Raw genomic sequence first — 23406 nt, 5'->3', positions numbered from 1 at the left:
TATCGTAAACGCTATGAGATGTTTTGCGGTAATTTTCCATAATACCGCAAGCATACTAAAGTCTTCGCCTAAAGGCGAGGGATTTTCTCCCATTCCCCGGAGGGGACATTAACTGTAACGGTTTGTCCGCGTGCTTCGGAACCGCGCTTGGTAGTCACCAGAATCACACCGTTACGAGCTCTCTGTCCGTAAAGAGCAGCGGCGGCTGCGCCACGCAGTACCGTAATATCTTCAATATCGTCTGCATTGAGGTCACCGGCACGGTTTCCGACATCAATGGCTCCGGTAAGGCGGTCCTGGCTGGTCCCCTCAACAATGTTGGAATTGGAAATGGGTACACCATCAACAACAAACAAAGGCTGATTGGCTCCAGTCAGCGAAGAAATACCACGAATAGTAATCCGTGACGAAGCACCGATATTGCCTGACTGGCTCTGGATGTCCACACCGGGGATTTTTCCGGCCAGTGCATCCACAAAGTTGGATTCACGTGCACGGGCTACTTCCTCACCGGATATTCTGGATACCGAGTAGGCAAGTGAGCGAGCCTGACGCTCGATCTGCTGACCGGTTACGAGCATTTCATCCAATCCGATAAGATCGGGGACCATCATGTAGTCCATGACATTTTCACCTTCTGTGACGGTTACCTGTTCTTCAATGACCGTGTAACCCACATAAGTGATTCGCAAATTGTATTCCCCGACAGGAATATTTTCAATGCTGTAAAGTCCGTCTATATTTGTGACTGCTCCGCGTTCGAGCTCTTCCACAAATATATTGACACCAACCAACACTTCGCCTGACCGGGAGTCGGTAACCTCACCGGTTAAAGTACCAGTCTGCGCAATGGCAAACGGCACGGCTATCAGGCAGAAGGTCAGGGACAGTAGTACCTTTCTGAACATATACGACCTCAATTTATTTTTGTTGATGACGGCGGGTTATAAGCCACAGATGTAAAGACGGAAGTCATAAAATGTAAATACACATTATTTCTCCCGGCATGAAATCGTAACCCAAAACCCGTTTTCATTTAATCAAAATAAACGCAAAAAAGCATTTATCAATCATTTATGAGTAAGGAAGGCTGAATCACCACGCTTTCTAAGTGCTGTTCAGCCTGACAACTACAAAGATTGGTTATAAATGAAAATAATGCAAATATTTTTTTACTGTAATTAACAATTATTACTTCTGAAGTTACAGCTTTGTCTAAAGAAGCAGATGTCAGGCTTCGGGGGGAGTCTTATAATTACAATATTTACAATCAGATAGGCCGTGTTAATATAGTACCGGAGAGCCAGCGTTGAATCTGTTCATATTCCACACTGTGGTACTCATTGCGTCTCTGCAGAATATAATGTTCGAACGGTCGTGCGTCACTTGCAACACGAGTCCGGCGAAACTGAAATACCCTTCGAGGGTCACTTCGGTTGTAGCCGTATATCCACACCATCGTGTCCAGTGACCGTTCCACATACCAGGGTGGCCCGAAGAGTATATAGACCATCCCCATATCGGTCATCCACCCCTCCTTGAAGTTTGAGAATTGCTTGTTCGCCTCTTCCACCCTCTCGTAATACTTTTCAATGACCCGGCTTGCCTCTTCCTTGTTGCCGATGTTGGAAAGCCAGAACCGGTCAATTTTATGCTTAAGCGTGTCCCTTGACTCGGTTTCCATGAGATCCCTGTATTCACTGCGCCGCATCAGATAGACAAGGGGCTTGGCCAGCTCACGGTAGCTTTTGATGTTGGGAAAGTTCTCACTCATAGAAGCAAAATCGCGGGCTTTGTACATAAATGCATCATCCCCGTCTTCTTCCACCAACTCGACCTGGAAACGGTAATTGCCTCGGGCAGGACGGGCTGTCCGGTATTCAATGGTAATGGTACCGGTTTCTTCGCGCAGAATCCGCTCCTGGCTTTCGAGTGTTTCAGTCCGGTTGTAATTGATACCACGATATTGCAGGGACCCTGTTGTAGGTGTGATACCGGACATTGGCCGTGGCGGTACTGTATCGGATGCTATTTTTTTCAGTCGCATACGAACGGCAACCGGCTCGATTTCTTCCGGCCGGGTGACCTGGAATTCAAACGTGATGGAATCGACCCTGCCGGGTATATTGTAGGTGGTAAGCGGCAGTTCCCGGTCCCTGAAATCTTTCCCGGATCCGAATGTCTTGATATGAGTAAGATTAGGCTGGTCACTATCAGGATCAAGAACACTGACGTTGGATCGCCTGTGGACTGACTGATCTGAATTCTTATCGGTCACACGGACAACAACGACATAATCACCGGGCCTGACACGAATCCGTTCATTGTGTGAGAACGTGCTGCCGCTGTCGGTAACCGAATGGTGATCGTCTGCGACATCAATGTCTTTATCGCGTACTTCCACACGCTCAAATTCATCATCGGACTCATCAATAACCCGGAATACTTCCGTCTGTATTCCCACACCAGCCTGAAATTCACCGTCTCTCTCACGGTAAATGAGACTTCCGTAGACAATATCAAGGTCTACATCAATGACCGGATGATTCTCATCATCAAGAAAAGCGATGGCTGACAGCATTACTTCGGGCTTGCCGTCTGTAAGGTGGGGATGGGCGCCGGTCCGGATTTCCGGATCAAATGCCCGGGAACAGGCCAGAGCGACTGCTATGAGCACTATTGGTATTATGTAGTAGCGAAGTACCATCAAAAATGTAACGGCCTGTCCGGTAGCTTGGTATTGTGGGCTCTGGTAAATTAACGTTCCGTTAAAACTAAAAAACAGATTTGTATCCGGTTATGCAAATATATAACCAGCCGATGCCCTGAATCATTTCCCGGCTTGAAAAATTGACTGCCGGTTCTTCCGGATACTAATCACCCGGCTCAACAAGTTCAATCTCAATTTCTCTTTCGCTCGTCTGTCCGGATGCAAGGTCTTCGAGTTGAATTCTCAGAATGTGGTCCCCGGAGGAAGCATGGGTTAGATCCACATCAAAAAACTGATAGTCTTTTGGATGATAGGAAGCTGCATCCCAGCTCAGAGAGACTTCATGGGAGCTTCTTCTCCAGGGAATCCAGCTCCGCCGTCTCTGCGGCTCGAGCTGATAGGTAATTGAATAGCGATATTCTCCGGATTGTTCGTCCTTCTGAAGATTATACACTTCAAAATATATCTGGATGCTTTCCGACAGCGGGACCGATTTTCCTGACAGCACGCCCATTTCAACGGAACGGACCGGCACAGAAAACCGGCCCGTGCTCCCCGGCACAAGATCACTCATAAGCAGATTGCCGTTGTCGGTCAGCGGTTCCTGCATGCGGGTCCACTTTCTGTTCATACCGATCAGCGCGTTGCTCTGCAACTGTCCGGGTCCGCGTCCGGGGCGGACATACAACTCGGAAAACACTTCGATTTCAACGTCTTCATCTGAACTTCTGACCGTTTCTGCAGTGTATACGGAAGCATCTGCAACGGTAATTTCATCCGGTCCCCGATTGACGCTGCTTGTGTTCCGTTCCACCCGCTCATCATCCTTGTAGATGTTGAACCCCTGTTTCAGCTGATAGCCGGTTGCGCCGTCTCTTAGCTGCTCATGCAGCATATCGGTCACAGCTACAATTTCCGGTGATGGATTCATGAGCAGTAAAGAAACCGGCCCCTCTTCGGCATCAATAAAGCGGTACTCCCGGTGATATATCGGATACTGCATGACATTGCGTTCAATATCACTGACGGATTCCGGTGCCCGGTCCTGCATCCGCCTCATATCATTGGCAGCGCGGTTCGGAGAAAGCAAGTCCCCAAGCCACTGTCCGTCCTGATTTGACTGAAATATGACCTGGTTCCAGCGGCGTTCATACTCCATGAGCCGCTGACCGAAATACTCGTCCAGGGTGGAGACTTCGTTGTAAATCATCATTTGCAGGAAATAGCCGGCCCGAAGTGCCGACCGCGTTCCCCGGTCACCGATAACGACGCTGCGATATCCGCTCGGAGGTATAAATTCTTCCAGACTGTCCAGTAGCTGGAATTTGCCACCACCACCAGGGCGCCCGAAAATATAGATTATCGGCCCCTCCTCATCGATCCGGTTATATCGCCAGTACTCATACCAGCCCGGCGAAAAGTTCTGGATGATATTCATCTGCAGGGTGTATATCTGATTGATGTGGATCCGGTCAACCTCAACCAGGTCATATAGTCTGTTGCGGATTTCCGACAGATTGTATGACAATGTTCCTCTGCGGTGGCGGTCAGGCGGGCCGAATCGTACATAGATCAGCGCCCTTTCATCTGTTCCGTAAACTGTTTCATCATTTTCCGTAAAGTTTTCCCGGGCAAAGTGTATACGCTGCCAGTGCTCGATAAGCCGTTCATTGACATCTGTGGATGGAATTGCGTTCTTGCGGCTCCAGAAAGTGCGGATTTCCGTGAAGAGCTGCTCGTCTCTGTCGTCAAGGAGCTTATGCCATTTTCTTCGGGTGTTCCGTTCCAGCAAGGGTTCCGTAAAACGTACCTGACGTCTGGTTTCTTCGAAATACTCTTCTGGGAAGGATGACTGCAGGGAATTGTGAAAAATTTCAGAAGCAATTTCGAAACGTTCGGGTTCGGGCAGCCCGGCCGCCCATTCAACAAAACGGAATCCTATTCTCGGGTCAGCCTCTCCGGATTTCCCGACAAGCCTGTAGTTCGATTCCCAGTACTGCAAGGCAGCTGACTTGCTGACGGCCTTCTGCAGGTTCATACCAAGTGTGAAGGCATCGGCGTCATAGGCCATCGACCTGTCCGGGTTATGCAGTCCGGATGATACGGTATCCGCCGGGTTGAGCGCCGGAAGGGCCTGAAAAGGAGCAATCGCCAGTATCACAGCAAAAGCCATGCCCGCCAGGAAGCTGCCTGAAGTCTGTATTTTGCCAGTCATATTCATTTTCAGCCGGAAATACGGCCGTATGGTGCAAGCGGCATGATTGCACGCCGCCATGCCCGGGTTAAAAACCGCAAAAACCCCGCTATCGTTTTTTCTACAACGAACAAGACGACTTCTTCATATTGCACGCCGGTCAAATGGCTTTTCAATCCGCAGGTGAAGCCGTTTCATCCTGCTCCAAGCCACAATCCGGCCATTGTCAGTAACCAGCCGAAAACAACATGCAGCATGATATTGGAAAACGCCTGGCCCCACACACCGGCAAGCGCCAGCTCCACTGTCTGCACCATCCACCCGGAGAAGGTAGTGTATGATCCTGCAAATCCGACAGCCAGGATAATGTGCTGCTGTTCGGTGACCAGCCCGGTGGCAGCTGAAGCGGCAAGCCATCCGGCAAAAAATGCTCCGCTCAGGTTGACCAGCAGAATACCGGAAGGATACCTGGTTGTATAAAGCCGGTGAACCAGGTTGTCGAATGCATACCGCAGAAGTGCGCCAAGCGCACCGGCAGCAGCAAGACTGATCAGCAATTCTCCGGTGATATCGTATGTCATTTTACTTTCAATATTGTTTTTGTCCGTTTGCCGGCAAATATTCCGGCAAATGCAGCAAGCAATCCGGCCAGGACACTCAGGGTGATGTAGACCACCGGCATCAATAGTATGCCTTGCTGCACAAATGCGGCCAGATCAATGGTAATGCCGGAAAATGTGGTGAATGAACCGATGAGTCCGGTGCCGAAAAAAGCGCGGATATACCTCTGATTGCCTGTTTTACCGGTAAAAATGGCGAGGAACCATCCGAGCAGGAAAGCCCCGAGAATATTTTCTGAGAAAATGGCCCAGGGAAAGTCAGAGTTTGTATATGGAAACAGGGTAACCCAGCTGAACCTGAGCAGCGCGCCCGCAGCACCTCCAAGGGCCACGGCCGGCCATATCAGAAAATTTTGAAATGCATGATGTTTTTTTCCCCCGGTGCTGCTCATTACCTGCCGGTCACATATTCAGCCTGTTTGCTTTCTGGTGACGCCACTTCCGGACGATTATCCGCCGCAGTGGTGGCTGAACTAAGGTAAGAGTAGATGGCAGGAATAACAAAAAGGGTCAGAATACTTGCAAAAATCAGTCCTCCGATAATTGCCAGGCCCATCGCAATACGGCTTTCCGAACCGGCTCCCAGGGCAAGTGCGATCGGGGTCACGCCGAGCACCGTGGACAGGGAGGTCATAAGAATAGGACGAAAACGAACGGCAGCGGCATCCGTAATGGCATCCATCAGTTCCATGCCCTGTGCTTTTCTCTGATTTGCAAATTCCACAATCAGAATGGCATTTTTTGATACCAGTCCGATCAGCATAATGATACCTATCTGACTGAATATGTTGAACGTTTCCTGAAAGTACCAGAGCGTAAAAAATGCACCGAAGACCGCCAGGGGAACTGTGAACAGTATGATGAATGGATCACGAAAACTTTCAAACTGAGCGCTGAGCACCAGATAAATGAGAACAATTGCCAGAACAAAGGCAAAAAACAGGCTGTCCGCACTTTCGACAAAATCACGGGAGGGACCGGCCAGGTCGGTCCGGAATGATTCGTCCAGCACACTTCCGGCTACTTCGTCCATGGCATCAATACCGTCACCAAGGGTGTATCCGGGAGCCATTCCGGCCGATATCGTAGCGGAGACGTACCGGTTGAACCGGAAACGCTGGGGCGGTGCACTACGCTCACTGAGCGAGACCAGGTTGTCGAGCTGGATCTGGGAGTTGTTGCTTGTCCGGACATAAAGATTGCGCAAATCCTCGGGAGATCCCCTGCTTTCACGATTCAGCTGACCGATAACCTCGTACTGCTTGCCGTCCATGATAAAAAATCCGAGCCTCTGATCGGTCAGGGCAAGCTGCACGGTTTCAGAAATGTCACGGACCGAAACGCCGACTTGCCGGGCCCGGTCACGGTCGATATCCATTTCCACTTCCGGCTTGTTGAATTTCAGATCTACATCGACCACCGCAAATTCAGATCGTTCGGACGCAGCATCCATGAACTTCGGCAGCATCTCTTCAAGCCGCTCAAAGTTGGGCGCCTGAAGTACGTACTGCACCGGCAGCCCTCCGCGGCGCTGGCCAATGGTCTGATCCTGCGACACAAAATTGCGTGTTGCTGTATAATCCTGCAGGAATTCGGTCATGCGGTCTGCAATTTCCATCTGTGAGCGGTCACGGTCAGACGGGTCGGAAAGTATCACGTTCATGAAGCCGGAGTTGACCGAACTTGCCGCCCCGAAACCGGGCGATGTCACCGATATAATGGCATCGATTTCCGAAAATTCATCCTGAACACCCCTGATCATACGATCCATGTGGTGATCCATGTATTCAAACGTCACTCCTTCGGGACCGGAAACACTTACACGTGCCCTGCTGCGATCCTCCAGCGGCGCCAGTTCCGAGGGCAGCAGTGTCCAGAACAGGAACATTCCGGCACCGGCCAGGGCCATGATGACAAAGGCCATCCACCTTACCTTCATGAAGGTGTTGAGTGAATCGCGGTAAATCCTGTTCAGCCAGGAGAAGAAGGGTTCTGTTGCCCGGTAGAGAATGTTTTTCTTCTTCCGCTGCTTGAGTATGCGGGAGCACAGCATGGGCGATAGCGTCAGCGCCACAAATGATGAAATGATGACCACTCCGGCCATAACCACACCAAATTCACGGAACAGCCGTCCGGTCAGACCTTCAAGAAAGATGACAGGCATAAACACCGCAACCAGTGCAGTGGTGGTGGATATGACGGCAAAGAATATTTCGCCGACCCCCTTGAGTGCCGCTTTTGTCGGTTCCATGCCCTGCTCAATTTTGGCATAGATGTTCTCCATCACCACAATGGAATCATCAACCACCAGTCCGATTGCCAGCACCAGTCCGAGCAGGGTCAGCACATTAATCGAAAAACCGGCCACAAACATGATAAAGAATGAGCCGATAATGGCAATGGGGATGACGATAACCGGAATTATGGTGGTCCGCCAGTCGCGCAGGAACAGGAAAATGATCATGACCACCAGCAAGAACGCTATGATGATCGTTTGCTGCACTTCGCCTATGGAGTCGCGGATGAATTCGGTTGTGTCAAACCCGATACCGGTCGATATGCCCTCGGGAAGATCGGCTTCAATCTCCTCGACCCGCTTGTAAAATTCGTCGGTAATGGCAATGTTGTTGGCGCCCGGCTGGGGGATCAGCACCACTCCAACCATGGGGATGCCATCCCTTTTCAGTATGGTGCGCATGTTCTCGGCGCCAAGCTCGGCCCTGCCGACATCTTCAAGCCTTACAACCGTTCCGTCATTCTCCTTGATGATCATCCGGTTAAATTCTTCGGCCGTCTCCAGCCTGCCGAGCGTGCGTACGGTAAGCTCCGAGAAGAACCCCTCAATGCGCCCTGAGGGCAGCTCTACGTTCTCACGGTCCAGGGCATCACGCACATCAACCGGACTGATGTTGTAGGCTGACATTTTTACCGGATCCAGCCACAGACGCATGGAGTATTTTTTTTCTCCCCAGATGCGCACCTCGCTCACCCCCGGAATTGTCTGCAGCCGTTCTTTAAAGGAAACATTGGCGATGTCGCTCAGATCAAGCAGGTTGTGAGAGTCGCTCTGCACATTCAGAAAGACAATCGGACTGGCGTCGGCATCGGCTTTTGAGACAATGGGATTGTCGACATCCGGAGGCAGCTGCCTGACGGCACGCGATACCCGGTCACGCACGTCGTTGGCTGCGGCTTCGAGATCCATGTCCAGATCAAATTCAACGGTTACGGTGCTGCGTCCCTCCCTGCTTACGGAGGTCATGGTACGGATACCGGCTATACCATTCAGCTGCTCCTCAAGAGGTTCGGTTATCTGAGCTTCGATAACCTCGGAATTGGCACCGGCATAGTTGGTCTGAACGGTAATAATCGGCGGATCGACGGAGGGATACTCCCTTACGCCGAGACTGTTATATCCCAGGATGCCAAAAAGTACGATCACAATCGACATTACCGAAGCGAGCACCGGCCGGCGGATGCTTACAGCTGAAAGACTCATAACCCTGTGACCTCCCCGTCGATTTCCTCATCGATATCGTCCGTGGTTTCTCCCAGATGCACTGACATACCGTCACGGATCTGGAGAAGTCCGGTTGTTATGACCGTATCTCGCGGTGAAAGTCCGCTGCGGATGTGAGCCTTCCGGTCGGTCCGGGTGCCGAGCTCCACTTGCTTCTGTTTCGCTTCTCCATCCGAATAGACAAATACGTGGTATCCTGTCAGTTCGGGCACAAGCGCTTCGGACGGGACCAGCAGGGCATCGTCGGTGACACTCAGATCAACCTCTACCCTGGCGTACGCACCGGGGAAAAGCTGCAGATCGGGATTGGGTGCCGTGGCCCGCATGCGCAGCGTCCGCGTTTCCCGGTCCACCCGCGGCTGAATGGCATAAATTTCACCTTCGGTATTGTTATCGCTTCCTTCCACCTGAAACCGGACGGCAAGTCCGCGGCTGACCATGGACCGGTATCGCTCGGGAATGGAAAATTCGATTTTGAGCGGATCGATTTTCTGCAGGCTTGTGATCACATTTTCGGGAGTCACATAAGAGCCCATACTGATTTCCCTAAGCCCGATAATCCCGTCAAATGGTGCACGGATTTCCATCTTGTCGATGCGTGCCTGCAGCGCATCCCGGCGTGCCTTGAGCGTATTGAGCTCATTGAGCACCACGTCGTAATCTTCCTGGGCGATGGCATTGCGCCGGAGCAGGTCTTTCTGCCGCTGTTCGCGGATTTGGGCAAGATTGATTTCATAGGTTACCTGCCGTTTTTCCTGCTGAAGTTCGGCATCATTCAGGGAAACCAGCAGTTCACCCTCCTGCACTTCGCTGTCTTCATCAAAGTGTATTCCGGTGATGCGCCCGGATGATTCCGGCCTGATGTATACTTCCTCATCGGACAATATTTCACCGGTGGTTCTTACGGTCTCACGGAACGGTTCCGGGTGGACAACAAACGCATCTACTTTTACACTGCTGCGGTCTCTTTCGGGAGCAGCATCCTGTTCCTCATCGGCCGGGCTCCCGGCGTCAAGCCTGATCCAGAGCAGCAGACCGGCTGCAAGCAACACAATGCCCGCAAACAGTGATCTTTTCAAGACGGGGTTCATCCGATATTTATCAAATGGAGGTGGATTTATTTACAGCATGTATTTTACAACACATGCCACTTCCAATTGGTTTCTTGACGAAAGGAATTAGTTTTGCCGGCCGGAATGGCGGGAATGCAGGAAACGGCTCAGTCAATGATGAAACGGGGGATTTCCCTGGGCAGCCTTACCAGCGTTTCGTAATTGACATCATTAGTCATATCACTGAATGATGATACTGTTATGCGGTTGTCGCGCTGGCTGCCGACCAGGACCACTTCGTCTCTGCGCTTTACGCCCGGACAGTGAGACACCTCCACTATGAGCATATTCATATTCACCATTCCGACTACCGGTACCCGGCGGCCGTGCACAAGTACTTTTCCAAGATTGCTCAAATTCCGGTTGAAACCGTGGCAGTAGCCCACCGGAACCGTTGCGATCAGTATATCATCAGTTGCCTGGTAGGCCGTGCCGTAACCGATAAAATCCCCTGCGCGGACATTCTTGAGACTCATAATGCTGGTTTTCCAGCTGATGATCTGCCGGAGCGGATTTTCGGTCATATGACGGACATCATCCCGGGTCAGATACTGCATATACGTCTCCTTGCTGGGCCAGTATCCGTATTGGGCAATTCCGATGCGAACCATATCCATTTTGGTTTGCGGATAGGATACAAGCGGCGCAGAACATGCGGTATGCCTGATTTCCGCCCGGACACCCTTCTTTCTCAGGTACCACTGATATCGGTTGTAATTGGCGATCTGGTTCTGAATGCGCAGATAATTGGCAATGCTCTCGGCTCCGGCGAAGTGTGTACTTACCCCCTGTACGCGGAGGTGTTCACCATGCTCTTTGATATATGACACCAGCTTTTCGCGGTCTTCCCAGTGGAAGCCGATGCGATTCATCCCCGTTTCCAGCTCGAGATGAATCCGGGCTTTCTTTTTTTGCTCTTTTGCCGCTTTCACCGCTGCTTCCAGACGCTCAAACTCAAATACGTAAAACGAAATGTCATTTTCGACCGCCCAGTCGAGCTCTTCGTCCTCGATCATCCCCATGATCATGACATGCGAGCTGTTGCGCTTGACCATGTGCGTGCGAAGCGCCTCATCGGCACTGTGGACACCGAAATAGTCGACTCCGCACTCCTCAGCAAGCGGTATGAAATGTTCAATACCGTGCCCGTATGCGTTGCCTTTGACAACCGAACAGAACCGGACATCAGGTCCGGCAAGTTCCTTCAGAAACTGCAGGTTAGCCTGCAGCGCCGACTTGCTGACTTCAATGTATGAGGTATGAAACATGCTGGCAGAACGATTCGACAGTGACTGGAAATGGGACGAATCCCCTAATAATTCAAATACCGGCTTGTAATATGCGTAAAATCACTGTGATTTTTTGAAATAAATCAACCCATACTATCTCAGACCGGCATCATCAATGATACCGGCAAATAACATCATCCCGGTATCAAGAAGTTCATCGGGAAAATCATAATTGGAATCATGCAGGTGAGGATGATTTTCGCCGGCTCCCAGTCCGAAAATGGCCCCGGTGAAGCGATCGGTAAAACGGCTGAAATCTTCCGACCATGAAAACGGACGGGACAGCCTGATGATGCCGGCAACTTCAGCCTCCTTTTTCTGCCCCTGAAGGCGGCGTGCCGCCTGCTCGATCATGCTGACCGCTTCCGGATGATTCCGGGTGGGATGAAATACTTCTGTCCATTCGTAGTCGAGCTTCAGGTTCCGGCGGCCGGCCTCGCTGCGTGCAAAATCCAGCGCCCTGTCGCACAGAAGATCAAGATCTCCGGATTCGTGGGCCCGGATGGTCGACATGATTTGCGCATGGCCCGGCGTCGTACCGAAGGCCGGTTCACCAATCCGGGCATGGATGACCGTAAGCAGACCGGCGCGGTCAAATGGTATGGTATTCTGCGGAAGACTTTGCCAGTCATGTATTAACGAAGCCACGGCGGATGCCGGACTGCGCCCCTGTTCAGGATGTGCCGCGTGAGCCGTATTGCCGGTAAGCCGCACAATCAATCCGGCCGAGCCGGCGGCAAATACATCATCCCTGAGCAGAACCGTATTGACCGGATACCCCGGAATGTTATGCAGTGCAAAAACATAGTCGGGAGAAACGCCGGACATTTTTTTGTCTTCCAGCATCCGCTGCGCGCCCTCTCCGGTCTCCTCCGCCGGTTGAAAAAGCAAATACACCTTGCCGGATGTCAGCGGACGCCGGCCAAGTTCCTCTGCAAGGCCCAGCAAAATTACCATGTGTCCGTCATGACCGCATTTGTGAGCAACGTCCGGATTCCCGGAGCTGTGGGCCAGTTCTATGGTCTCCGGAATGGGAAGTGCGTCCAGTTCTGCCCGGAATAGCAGTTCCGGACCGGGCTTTCCGCTGTCGATTTCGGCCAGCAGGCCGTGTCCGCCTATGCCTTCTGTCAGACCGGTAATGACACCGTTTTTGCGCAGGATTCCGGCCACAAATGCTGCCGTTTCCTTTTCGTTATGCGCCGTCTCAGCTATCTGATGAAGTTTTTTGCGAATTTCCGCTTTTGTCATATATCCTGTGTTCATGTATTGGCCGGTGTAATTTTTTCGGCGCCTGTGCGCCGTCGGTGGTACAGCATCACCGGAGGCCTGACTCAATAATATCTTCCCAGAACAAGTTGCGGGTCGGGGAACCGCTTCAACGACTCTTCCAGCTGCTCTTCAGATACCACCCCGGGCATATCCGGCTCAGCCGGATGTTCCAGGGAAAGCTGAAAGTGCAGGTGCGGTACCCATCCGCCATTTTCCAGATCATCACCGACGCGGGCAAGAATATCGCCTTTTTTGAATGCCATCCCCCGGGTCACATTTGTCCCGTCAAGCGACTCGCGCGACAGATGGCCGAACAGGGCATAGACCAGAATTTCCTCCCTTTTGCCTGCATTTTCACGAAACAGGGCGGCAGGCAGCTGATGCCGCGTAACAATCGTGGGGCCATAGTCACCCGGATGATTATTATCGCGGAAAAAGAGCACTTCTCCATCCGCGAAAGCGTAAACCGGAGTCCCGGCCGGCACCCAGATATCAAGACCGACATGTATGTGCCGCACACCGCCGAACAATTCCGTGGTGTACATTCCGGACCGTTTTTCGTTGTAGCGGCCGATCGACGGCGGGTTGAGAGAGATGACATCCGGGTTGTATCCGCCCGTCAGATCCAGCACATTCCATTGATCCCCGACATCGATAACCGGGTGAAAACCGGACTTTTTGTGTGCTGAATCACTCATTAGCTCATTTTGTGCGTATTCCGGCGGACCGGGGTGTTTTATTCAATAACCTTGTCAATGTAGTTGGAGTTCATTAGTCCCAGCGCGCCGACATATTTCAGCTGAAAACTGACGATGTCGCCCACTTTCAGGTCGCTCTCATTTTCACCTACATTCACAACGAGCATATCGGAACTGGCATCCACAATTTCGATGTCCTTGGACTTGGGAATGAGGAAATCGGGCTGGATGTCGAGGTAGCCGATATCCAGAATAGCACGGAATGCGGTTTTTCCGTAAAGATCCTCGTCAATTTCCATGGTTTCACCCTGCGGATTTGCGGCAAGTTCCCCGCTGGGCACCAGTGGCTTCTCGTGTATTTCAATCACCTGGGTGTAGAGTTCCAGAACCGAAGGCTCCATCCCTTCAATAGTTTCATTGCTGAACAGGTCAATACCGAAGTACAGAGCCTCGCCGATCCGGAAGTGGTTGACGCTTTCGGGCAGATCGCCCCTGAGCACCAGTGGCAGCACCACCGTCGTGCCGCCGGATACCCACCGGATGGTGCGGTTGAATTTGAGTTCAATGATCTGCTTGTACAGTGCCAGCTGAATCAGCTTGTCGGAGCTTGGCATGACGCCGTGCAGGCAGTTCAGGTTGGTGCCAAGACCAATGACTTCGATATTTGGCAGTTTGAAAATCTCACCGTAAAAATCGATCAGTTCATCCCGCATCACACCTTCACGCAGATCGCCCATTTCGATCATGATAATGATCATGTGCTTGCGATCCTGTTTTTCCGCCTCCTTCGAAAGCAGGCGGATGGTCTCCAGCTCCGTGTTGAAGCTGACATCCGCATACGTTACAATTTCGCGGATATACTTCTTTGGGGGCGGTTTGATGTAGACCGTCTGGACATCCGGGTCGATGTTTTTGACGACCTTCAGATTACTGACACGGGAGTCATGGACTTCGCGGACACCAAGGTTGATCACTTCGCGGATATAGTCTTCATTTCCGCAAAAAAGCTTGGTGACAACACCCCACTCAATATTCTGTTCTTTGAAGACCTTGTTGAGATGTTCGAAGTTGTGTTTGAGTTTGTCGCGGTAAAGTTTAAGATAGGCCATAACTACTTATTAAACCTCATTTCAAGATATTTGCTGGTAAAACCGATGCGTTCATAGAGCCGGCGCGCCGGATTATCGGGCTCGACATGAAGTGCAACATCGCCGTCCGCAGTTTCTATTGCCTTGTCCATCAGATGCCTTCCGATGCCGCGGCCGCGTGTATTTTCGTCCACAGCGATGTAGACCAGCAGATTTTCCGGAACAAATCCGGCCATGCCGGTTTCACAAACGACTACCGTCCCCAGTATGTTGCCGTCCTCGTGAGCAGCGAGTATGAAGCCCCGCCTGCTTTCCTGAATGCCGAGTGCATATTCGAGGCATTTCATGATCTGGTCACGCGGATCACCGAACTGATCCAGATGATTGAACAGAAAATCTGCAATATCATCCGGAGAGAACGAAGCGTGCCGGTAATTTTCCGGGGTAATGGTTTCAATGGAAAATGTTGGTGTCATACTTAAATATATATAATTAATTTTTATCAGGTAGCAAGTAGGAAAACCCTACAAATACAATGAGTGAGGCTGACAATCCGAAAATAATCGGATCCAGCCCGAACGGGATGGTGAACTGCACCGGCACCTCGAAGGGCAGATCCTTGTCGGAAAAGATGGTCAGCCCGAGCGTGAGAACCCCGCCGACAATCATGGCCCACAAGGCGGCGGCATTGCTGCTGCGCTTCCAGTAGATACCGCCGATAATGGGCACCAGCAGTGCCGAAACCATGAATGCGTAAGAGTACAGCATAATCTGAAGGACGGTGTCAAAAACCGCGGCCAGCATGAAAGCCAGCAGTCCCAGCGCGAGTGTCACCAGCTGCGACAGGCGGATCATGGATATCCTGGAGGTATCAATGCCAAAGACTTTTTCGATGATGTCGGTGGTGACATTTCCTGACGCCGCCACCAGACAACTGTCGGCCGTCGACATGATGGCAGAAAAATAGGCAGACATCATCAGCCCCATCAGACCCACAGGCAGAACGGTACGAAGCAGCATCGGCAATCCTTCTTCCTGGTGCATTTCAGAGGCCATTTCATATCCCATGTAGGCAAACATGCCCTGATCTGCAGCCACCTTGGCAAACAGGCCGAGCAGCACACCCATGAATGCCATCACCGGCCATTCCAGCAGGCCGGCCAGATACCAGGCTTTTTGGGCTTCTTTCTCCGTTCGGGTTGCGTAAATCCTCTGGTAGAGCGTCATCCCGACGAACCATATCGGCAGGATAGTAACCCCCCAGTTGACAAACTGCTGCCAGCTGATGTTGGTCAGCGTGAGCATTTCCGGATCCACGGTTTCACGGATGGCATCGATGCCGCCGATTGAGATGTAACCGATGGGTAGTCCGATGAAAATCAGACCGCCCAGAAGCAGTATCCACTGAAATGTGTCGGTGTAGATGACCGCCTTGATCCCTCCCATCACCGTGTAGACGATGATGATGAAGGCCATGATGTAAAGTGCCGCTTCAAGGCTGACACCATCAAATGATGCCGAAGCAAGTCTTGCCCCGGCCAGCATTTGCGAGCTGCTGAAACCGACGTATCCGATTGCCGATATGATTCCGGCCAGCAAAGCCACCCTGGCATTGAAAAAGTGGTTGAACACTTCGGGCATGGTGTAAAACCCTTTTTCTGTCGACAGGTTTTTTACCTTCGGGATCAGCAGCACGGCAGCAAGCCAGGCTCCAAGCAAACCGGTGAACAGCATCCACGAGCCCGAAATGCCCATGACGAACCCGAGTCCGCCCAGTCCGATGGAAAAGCCGCCGCCGACATCCGTGGCTACAACGGACAGGCCCACATGCGAGTAGCCCATTTTTCGTCCGCCGATATAGTACTCGTCGGCCCCTTTGTTGCGAAAGTAGAAAAAGACGCCAATGCCAAGAACTACAAGGAAGTAAAGAACAAAAACTGTTAAATCAACAGGATTCATTGAATTTTTTGTTTTTAATTCGGCATATCACAATGCCGGATATAAAAACGACAGGAATCGGCTGCAAATGACCTCAAATCGCCTTCATTGTTATTTAAAAAGGAGTTCAGAACGGTGTAAAGATTATTATTATTACAGGCAATAGCAATTCTGCATCCGATTCCCATTGAAGCAGGGATATCGTTATCTTCAACCGAACTCTTTACTACAACAAAAGGCTGTATATATGGAAATAAATATCAGGCGTATAGACAATGCGTTTCACCTGGAAGCAGAAAATGAAACCGGCAACCGCATCGAAATGGATGGCGCACCGAAGATCGGCGGGTCGAACAAAGGGGCCAGACCCATGGAAGTGCTTCTGATGAGCCTGGCAGGCTGCAGCTCCATGGATGTCCTGGATATCCTGAAAAAGCAGCGCCAGACCGTCAGTGATTTCCGGATAAAAGTGAATGCCGAACGGGAAAAGGACAAGACTCCGGCCCTGTTCACAGACATCCATGTGCATTATTACCTTAAAGGCGAACTGGATCAAAAAAAGGTGGAGCGTGCGATCCGCCTGTCCATGGAAACCTACTGTTCGGTCACAAAAATCGTTGAAAAAACAGCGAAAGTCACCTGGGATTTCACCATTGAACAGTGACCCGCAAGAAGGCATTATCTTTTCAGAAAGAACACAGAAGGCGATATGGGCAGAAAATTTGAAACCAACGCAATCCGGACACAGACAGAGCGCTCTCAGAACAGGGAGCACTCCTCACCGGTTTATCTGACATCCAGCTTTGTATTTGACTCTGCCGAGCACGGAAGGGAGCTGTTTGCCAATGAAACGGAAGGAAATGTCTACAGCCGCTACAGCAATCCCAACACAGACGAATTCATCCGGAAAATTTGTGAGTTGGAAGGAGCTGACGATGGCATCGCCACGGCATCCGGCATGGCTGCTGTTTTTTCCAGCCTGGTCGGACTGCTTGACAGCGGGGATCACATTCTGGTGGGCCGGTCTGTATTCGGGTCTACCCATCAGATTCTGACCGAATTGCTTCCGCGGTGGAATATCACCCATACCTACGTTGATATCACAGATCCGGGGAGCTGGGAACCAGCCCTGCGCCCGGAAACCCGGATGTTCTTTCTCGAAACGCCCTCGAACCCCGGTCTTGACATACTGGATCTGCAGAAAGCGACGGACTTGTCAAAAAAGCATGAGTTGATCCTGAATGTGGACAATTGCTTTGCGACACCTTACCTGCAGCAACCAGGGCAGTACGGCGCCGACCTGATCATCCATTCTGCGACAAAATTCATTGACGGACAGGGCCGGACGTTGGGCGGCATCATTGTAGGACGAGAAGACCTCATAGAAAAGCTTCGTTTTTTTGCGCGCCACGCGGGTCCGGCAATGTCTCCGTTCAATGCGTGGGTTTTGTCGAAAAGTCTGGAGACGCTTGCCGTGCGGATGGACCGCCACTGTTCCAATGCCCTGCATCTTGCAGGCTTTCTTGAAAAACACGAAAACGTTTCCTGGGTCAGATACCCGTTTCTCCCCTCTCATCCGCAATTCAAACTTGCAAAAAAGCAGATGGCACAGGGCGGTGGTGTTCTGGTGTTTCATCCGGAAGGCGGTTACTCCGGCGCACGCCTGTTCATTGACAAGCTTCGCATGCTGTCACTTTCATCCAATCTCGGTGACACCCGCACCATTGTTACCCATCCCGCGTCCACGACGCATTCCAAACTGACCGAAGAAGAACGGTTGGCGGTGGGCATAACTCCCGGATTGGTACGGATATCCGTCGGCCTGGAACATATCGACGATATTATCGATGACGTCGCCCAGGCGCTTGATCAGCTTTAGAAATTGTAAAATCCGCCATTCCTTGTTTCATTTTTTGCAGAAATATGTTTTAATATTTCAAAAGAAGTTAAAAAAGCATTGTGCTGAAAATCTTCTGAAACAGCATGACGTTCTTCAAATAAAGGCAAAAAGCCTTCAATTATACTTTAATAAAAAAATTGAGGTACAATCATGTTGAGATTTTTCTCAGTAAGTGTCGTACTTATTGCATTTCTGGTATCGGCCTGTGAAACAGAGCAGCCGCCTCCGGGCGAAGAGCAGCCTATGCCTGACGAGCAGGAAATGCCGGCAGATCAGGAAGGTATGGGAGCAGATGTTGACGTTTCGGATGAAGACCTTGAAAGTTTCGTCCGGGTGAATGTCATCGCCCAGCGTGATCAGATTGATCCGCAGACCGATATGGAAGGATTTGAAAACCTTCTTGAAGAAGAAGGACTCAGTATAGATGAGTATGAGGAGATAAACATGGATATCCAGGCGGATCCCGGGCTTCAGCAGGAATTCCAGAGGCTCTATGAGGAGATCCAGATGGAGATGCAGCAAGAGATGTAACATCGGTCACTGGCCGGTGCCATTTATACGGCATCAGCCGTGCAGTCTGCATACCATTACTCTTTATTTGTAATGAAAAAAGCCGGATTTCAACATCCGGCTTTTTTTTTGCCCGTCAGCTCCCCTCCCCGCTTCCACCGCGTTCGGCTTTTCATCACAAATTGGGAAAGTATCTTCATCACTATTCCGGTTCGCCAGTTGTCCGCATCATCGCGATTTCCTGCACCCTCCATGTGAACCCTCCTCGTGAAACCTCCTTTTGCAACGATACTTCACTGCAACATTATCTTTTCAAAAAGGAAAACTACCTGGAAACTACCTTTTCATCCCGCCTGATCCGGTTTCTTTGTATGAGAGCATTTTTATACCTATCATTTTACAGCTGGCATTTCAAAATGAAATTTTAAACGGATGACAAGATTCGTTTTTATCCTTTCGACAGTTGCAGCCTTGTCTGTATTAGCGGCATCGGGTTGCAAATCCGACGCCGCGCCGGACGGAACAACTTCGCCGGTTACCGTTTCGATGCCAGGTTTCGCATCGTCAATGGACTGGCTGTCCCGGCCGGAATCTCCCTTCCAGAAAGAAGTTTTTTCTGCTCAGACGGACCAGGCCGATAACAACGGCAATCCGGATGATGATCCGGACGAATACTATTACATCGAGTCCATTTACTGGCAGGTCCGGAACGTTTCGGATGGGCATACGGACGGACTTGTGCTGCTGACCATCGATGATGTTCCGAATGAAGAAACGACAGCCGGGTTCCTTGAGGTACTGGATGACTTTGACGTCCGGGCACTTTTTTTCATTAACGGTGACCTGAGCGAGGAAAATCCTCATCTGGTCGAAAAAATCCTGGAAGATGGGCATCAGATCGGAAATCACACCTGGCATCACCGGAGCCTTATCCGGCTCAACCGCGAGCAAACCATTGACGAGATTACACGCGTCAATGAATGGCTCAAAGAGAAGTTCGATTACAAGCCCGCTTACTTTCGTCCGCCATACGGGCTTTCCACTCCCGCTTCCGATTCTGTCGCTGCTGCCCACGGCATGATGAACATGGGATGGTCTGTCGGAACGTACGACTGGGTGTATCCGGAAGATGAAGACATCGAAGAAAACAGTCCGGAAATCGCCCGGCGAACGGTCAATGCCATGATGGATGGCGGCATCATTCTCATCCACGACCTGCCCGTCAGCCTTGCGGCACTCCCCCTGATTCTCGAAGAGCTGATCGAGGAAGGGTATCATTTTGTGGATCCCGGAAGGCTGGCCAATTGAGGAAGGTGATCTGAAGGGAATGTGATGCCATATCTCCAATAACCATTCCCCAGGCTACCGCTAATAAAGTAACAGCAAAAATAGTGATCACTTGAGGGACAGTGCATTTTGGAATCATGGAAATCAGTGCATCAATTGAAAAATTACACAGCTGATGTCATGTTCCAAAAATCGCACCGGAATAGTCGAATACTACGGAATCAGTGCATACGGAACCGGTCAATCTGGTTTTCAAACTCCGAAATATTGCGGGGTGAAAAACCGCGATAGTCCAGGTGCCGTTGGAAGGGGTCAAAATCGGTGATCCGGTGCAGATAGGATTGCCCGAGATGAAGCACGACCCGGGATCCGGGGTGATCAAACAACGTCGCAGGCTGAATAACGGATGCATCAAAAGGAACAAATGTGATTTCGTGAAATCCGTCCTTGTCACCATATGACAATCCAGGTCGGGGCGGTATGTTTCGGTTGCGATATAAAATATCTGCAGCAAACGGGGAGCGAGGCTGCCGGAACGCATAGTTTACTGACGGGATTGATGCAACATAAGGCAAGCGCAAACTATGTTCCGATACGATGCCGGTTGGATATGCAATGTTCCAAGACGTACTGTCAAAAAGCTGCTCCTGATAAGTGCCAGCCGGTTGAGTGAGGGCCGAACTTGCAGCAAAACTGCAACATAATATCAAGAGCAGGATTTTGTATTTCATAAACACATAGCTAAAACATCCCGATTATTTAGTACTATCACGCATTGGCAAACAGAGACGGTTGGAAAAAAATTCACGAACTCAATCATTATCCTGTCTGACATGGTGTTGATCCACGCGACATCGACACTGTAAATAACCGATACGCCTTGCCAAAAGCAAATAATAATATTAGGCTTACAATATGATTCAGCTGGATATGTCATGAAACAAATCTGCAGTAGCTTTGTCTGCCAGAATCCACCTTCTGCATTTTTATATGCTTTTTTTATTCCAAATCTGTTACATTGGTGTTAAGGGCAGCAAATTTATTAGACGGGCACCAAAAGTCACACCAGCAGAAGTTATTACAGTCAGCTGTGCAGCAATGTGATATTGATGCCGCTAGTGCCATAAAACAGACTAAGGGGGAAGACTACGATGCCAAATTACATTGTATTAGTCAAGCAGGTACCTGATGTCAGCAAGATCACCGATAATGCCTTTGACCCCGAGACCGGAAACCTCATCAGGAACAAACTGGCCAGCACCATAAATGAGCTGGATACCAAAGCGCTTGCTTTTGCCCACGACATGCGCCGTAAATCAAAGGACTCCGTGGGTCAGATCATAGCCCTGAGCATGGGACCCCCCATGGCAGAGGAGGTTTTGCGCTATTCTCTTGGCAGATGTGCCGACCAGGCCATTTTGCTGACGGACCGTCCTCTTGGGGGAGCCGATACCTATGCAACAGCCAACCCGCTTGCCTGCTCGATCAGAAAAATTGTCAGGGAGATATTTGAAGGAGATGAGAATTATTATGTCATAGCCGGTATGCAGTCTGTGGATGGTGATACTGCTCAGGTTCCCGCTCAGGTAGCCGAAGAACTTCAGATCAGCTGTGCAGCAAACCTTACCGAATGCCAGTATGAAAATGGTGAATTCATCTTCACCAAAATCATCTCCGGCGGAAGCCAGAAGCTGACGCTGAAACGCACACCCGCGGTGCTGACCGTGGCCGATTTTGAGTATCCGCTTTATGCTGCTTTCACAAGAACCCGGTGGGCAAGGGATTTCAAGCTTACTGTCTGGTCAAATGACGATATCCAGGCACCGTACATCGGGTCAAAAGGCTCCAAGACCAATGTGATTGAGGTATTCCCACCGGAAAAAACAACACGGAAACAGCAGAAAATCGAAGACGTCGGTGCACTTGCTGAAATCATCTCAAAGAGTCTTGATGGCACAAATCAGCAGGAATCTGCGAAAGAGGAAAGCGGTGAAAAGGCCTATGAATTGCCCGTCCATCGGTCGAACCCGTTTGACCGAAGCCATGAAGGCAAGCAGAAGGATGTAAATGATTTCGCATTGCTTGCGGAAAAACTGAAGGAGACGGGGGTTGCCCGTCCCGATGAAATTACCGATGAACTGACCGAAAAACTGGTCGAAGAGTGCAAAGGCACCTTGCCGGCCAGAGCTGTCAGGGAATTGATCGAAGGCTTCAAATGCGTCGGGCCCATGTATGAGGGTGATGTATGGGTCGTTGCCGAACAATCCGGGGACGGCCTTCATGCCGGAACCCTGGAACTCACCGGCGAAGCCCGGAAGCTTGCAGACTCGCTGGATGTGCACGTCGGGGTTGTGCTGGCGGGACATCACGTGGAACACCTGAAAGAGGAGTTGTATGCTTCCGGAGCCGACAAGGTTTACCTGATTGAAGATCCGCTGCTCGGGGATTCCGACCCCCTGGCCTGCCGGAAAGCGATATCCTCCTGCATAGAAACATATCGACCCCAGATCGTTCTTTTTGCTGCGACACCTCATGGCAGGGTGATTGCACCCATGATCTCATACCGCCTGGGCTGCGGACTGACCGCGGACTGCACGCAGCTCGAAATCAAGGACAAATCGAGAAAAGGGGAAATCGCCGTGTTGATGCAGACCCGTCCGGCACTGGGCGGAAATATTATGGCAACCATCTGCACCCAGGATTCCAGCTGTCAGATGGCGACGGTCCGCCCGGGTGTAATGAAAAAACCGGTGATGGACTATTCCGGGAAGGGTGAGCTCATACGTTTCAAAGCCGGGCTGAGCGATGAGGATATCAGCCTGAACATCATCAGTACCGGATATGGCCAGAGCGGGGCTGATCTGGATGCTGATGTCATCGTCAGCGGTGGCAAAGGATTGCTGAGCAGGGAAAACTTCGAGCATTACATCGGAACCTTGTGTAATGCGTTGCAGGATTCTTTTGGTATCCGTGCGGAACGCGGCGCATCCAGAGCGGCGGTAGAGCAGGGCTTCATTGACCGCGGACACCAGGTGGGACAGACGGGAACATCCGTGGGGCCGAAAATGTATCTGGCCTTCGGCATATCGGGTGCCATACAGCATATGATAGGGGTTGCCAATTCCGAAACGATCATCGCGGTCAACAGCGACCCTTCGGCACCGGTCTTCGAGCACTGCGATTATTACATGGTGGCCAAGGCCGAAAAAATAATACCTCAGTTGGCAGATAAACTTGCACATCAAAAGAACAGCGTAGAGGTATGACCAGT

At 50.9% G+C, this 23406-nt stretch carries 20 protein-coding genes; 5 read left to right on the top strand and 15 right to left on the bottom strand.

Going from position 1 to position 23406, the window contains the following annotated elements:
- Positions 1-68: 68 nt before the first annotated feature.
- The 13 genes from NATSA_RS13510 to NATSA_RS13450 all read right to left on the bottom strand — a co-directional run bounded on the left by NATSA_RS13510 (position 69) and on the right by NATSA_RS13450 (position 16459).
- Complete coding sequence (locus NATSA_RS13510) at positions 69-908, bottom strand: TonB-dependent receptor plug domain-containing protein (protein WP_210513136.1); 840 nt, start codon at positions 906-908, stop codon at positions 69-71.
- Positions 909-1270: 362 nt separating this feature from the next.
- A complete protein-coding gene (locus NATSA_RS13505) occupies positions 1271-2707 on the bottom strand; it encodes a GWxTD domain-containing protein (RefSeq protein WP_210513135.1) in 1437 nt (478 codons plus the stop codon).
- A 166-nt stretch (positions 2708-2873) separates the two neighbouring features.
- Positions 2874-4925 (bottom strand): GWxTD domain-containing protein, encoded by a 2052-nt coding sequence (locus NATSA_RS13500; RefSeq protein ID WP_210513134.1) that lies wholly within the window; start codon positions 4923-4925, stop codon positions 2874-2876.
- A 173-nt stretch (positions 4926-5098) separates the two neighbouring features.
- Positions 5099-5485: a fluoride efflux transporter FluC gene (locus NATSA_RS13495; RefSeq protein ID WP_210513133.1), complete on the bottom strand. Its 387-nt coding sequence runs from the start codon at positions 5483-5485 to the stop codon at positions 5099-5101.
- Positions 5482-5916, bottom strand: coding sequence for a fluoride efflux transporter FluC (locus tag NATSA_RS13490; protein ID WP_210513132.1), 435 nt, complete (start codon positions 5914-5916; stop codon positions 5482-5484). Before NATSA_RS13490 ends, NATSA_RS13495 begins: the two co-directional genes overlap by 4 nt.
- A complete protein-coding gene (locus NATSA_RS13485; protein WP_210513131.1) occupies positions 5916-9023 on the bottom strand; it encodes an efflux RND transporter permease subunit in 3108 nt (1035 codons plus the stop codon). Before NATSA_RS13485 ends, NATSA_RS13490 begins: the two co-directional genes overlap by 1 nt.
- Positions 9020-10123: an efflux RND transporter periplasmic adaptor subunit gene (locus tag NATSA_RS13480; protein WP_210513130.1), complete on the bottom strand. Its 1104-nt coding sequence runs from the start codon at positions 10121-10123 to the stop codon at positions 9020-9022. The genes NATSA_RS13485 and NATSA_RS13480 overlap by 4 nt, the downstream gene beginning before the upstream one ends.
- A gap of 140 nt (positions 10124-10263) precedes the next feature.
- Positions 10264-11424, bottom strand: a complete 1161-nt coding sequence (gene alr, locus NATSA_RS13475; RefSeq protein WP_210513129.1) for an alanine racemase — start codon at positions 11422-11424, stop codon at positions 10264-10266.
- Positions 11425-11538: 114 nt separating this feature from the next.
- Positions 11539-12708, bottom strand: a complete 1170-nt coding sequence (locus NATSA_RS13470; protein WP_210513128.1) for an amidohydrolase — start codon at positions 12706-12708, stop codon at positions 11539-11541.
- Positions 12709-12776: 68 nt separating this feature from the next.
- Positions 12777-13412, bottom strand: a complete 636-nt coding sequence (locus NATSA_RS13465) for a peptidoglycan DD-metalloendopeptidase family protein (RefSeq protein ID WP_210513127.1) — start codon at positions 13410-13412, stop codon at positions 12777-12779.
- A 38-nt stretch (positions 13413-13450) separates the two neighbouring features.
- On the bottom strand, positions 13451-14521 hold the full coding sequence (locus tag NATSA_RS13460; protein WP_210513126.1) for an alanine racemase: 1071 nt from the start codon (positions 14519-14521) through the stop codon (positions 13451-13453).
- Positions 14522-14523: 2 nt separating this feature from the next.
- A complete protein-coding gene (locus NATSA_RS13455; RefSeq protein WP_210513125.1) occupies positions 14524-14976 on the bottom strand; it encodes a GNAT family N-acetyltransferase in 453 nt (150 codons plus the stop codon).
- 16 nt (positions 14977-14992) lie between these two features.
- Entirely contained in the window at positions 14993-16459 is a 1467-nt protein-coding gene (locus tag NATSA_RS13450) for a sodium:solute symporter family protein (protein ID WP_210513124.1), read from the bottom strand.
- Between the two features lie 226 nt (positions 16460-16685).
- Here NATSA_RS13450 and NATSA_RS13445 point away from each other — a divergent pair, with 226 nt between their 5' ends.
- From NATSA_RS13445 to NATSA_RS13435, 3 genes are all read left to right on the top strand, one after another.
- Entirely contained in the window at positions 16686-17102 is a 417-nt protein-coding gene (locus NATSA_RS13445) for an OsmC family protein (protein WP_210513123.1), read from the top strand.
- Positions 17103-17147: 45 nt separating this feature from the next.
- Entirely contained in the window at positions 17148-18317 is a 1170-nt protein-coding gene (locus NATSA_RS13440) for a trans-sulfuration enzyme family protein (protein WP_210513122.1), read from the top strand.
- A gap of 171 nt (positions 18318-18488) precedes the next feature.
- Complete coding sequence (locus tag NATSA_RS13435) at positions 18489-18869, top strand: hypothetical protein (protein WP_210513121.1); 381 nt, start codon at positions 18489-18491, stop codon at positions 18867-18869.
- Positions 18870-18958: 89 nt separating this feature from the next.
- On the opposite strand, the gene NATSA_RS13430 is transcribed toward NATSA_RS13435, so the two are convergent.
- Complete coding sequence (locus NATSA_RS13430) at positions 18959-19102, bottom strand: hypothetical protein (protein WP_210513120.1); 144 nt, start codon at positions 19100-19102, stop codon at positions 18959-18961.
- Positions 19103-19280: 178 nt separating this feature from the next.
- Between NATSA_RS13430 and NATSA_RS13425 the strand changes: the two genes are divergently transcribed.
- Complete coding sequence (locus tag NATSA_RS13425; RefSeq protein ID WP_210513119.1) at positions 19281-20156, top strand: polysaccharide deacetylase family protein; 876 nt, start codon at positions 19281-19283, stop codon at positions 20154-20156.
- A gap of 200 nt (positions 20157-20356) precedes the next feature.
- Here the strand turns inward: NATSA_RS13425 and NATSA_RS13420 are convergent, their stop codons facing one another.
- On the bottom strand, positions 20357-20599 hold the full coding sequence (locus NATSA_RS13420; RefSeq protein WP_210513118.1) for a hypothetical protein: 243 nt from the start codon (positions 20597-20599) through the stop codon (positions 20357-20359).
- 687 nt (positions 20600-21286) lie between these two features.
- Between NATSA_RS13420 and NATSA_RS13415 the strand changes: the two genes are divergently transcribed.
- Positions 21287-23401 carry an FAD-binding protein gene (locus NATSA_RS13415; protein ID WP_210513117.1) on the top strand — a complete coding sequence of 705 codons (2115 nt, stop codon included), beginning with the start codon at positions 21287-21289 and terminating at the stop codon, positions 23399-23401.
- Positions 23402-23406: the final 5 nt, after the last annotated feature.

Origin of the sequence: Natronogracilivirga saccharolytica, assembly GCF_017921895.1 — a bacterium.
Lineage (GTDB): Bacteria > Bacteroidota > Rhodothermia > Balneolales > Natronogracilivirgulaceae > Natronogracilivirga > Natronogracilivirga saccharolytica.
Note: the sequence above shows the minus strand (reverse complement) of the source record. Positions and strands in the feature narration are given on the sequence as shown.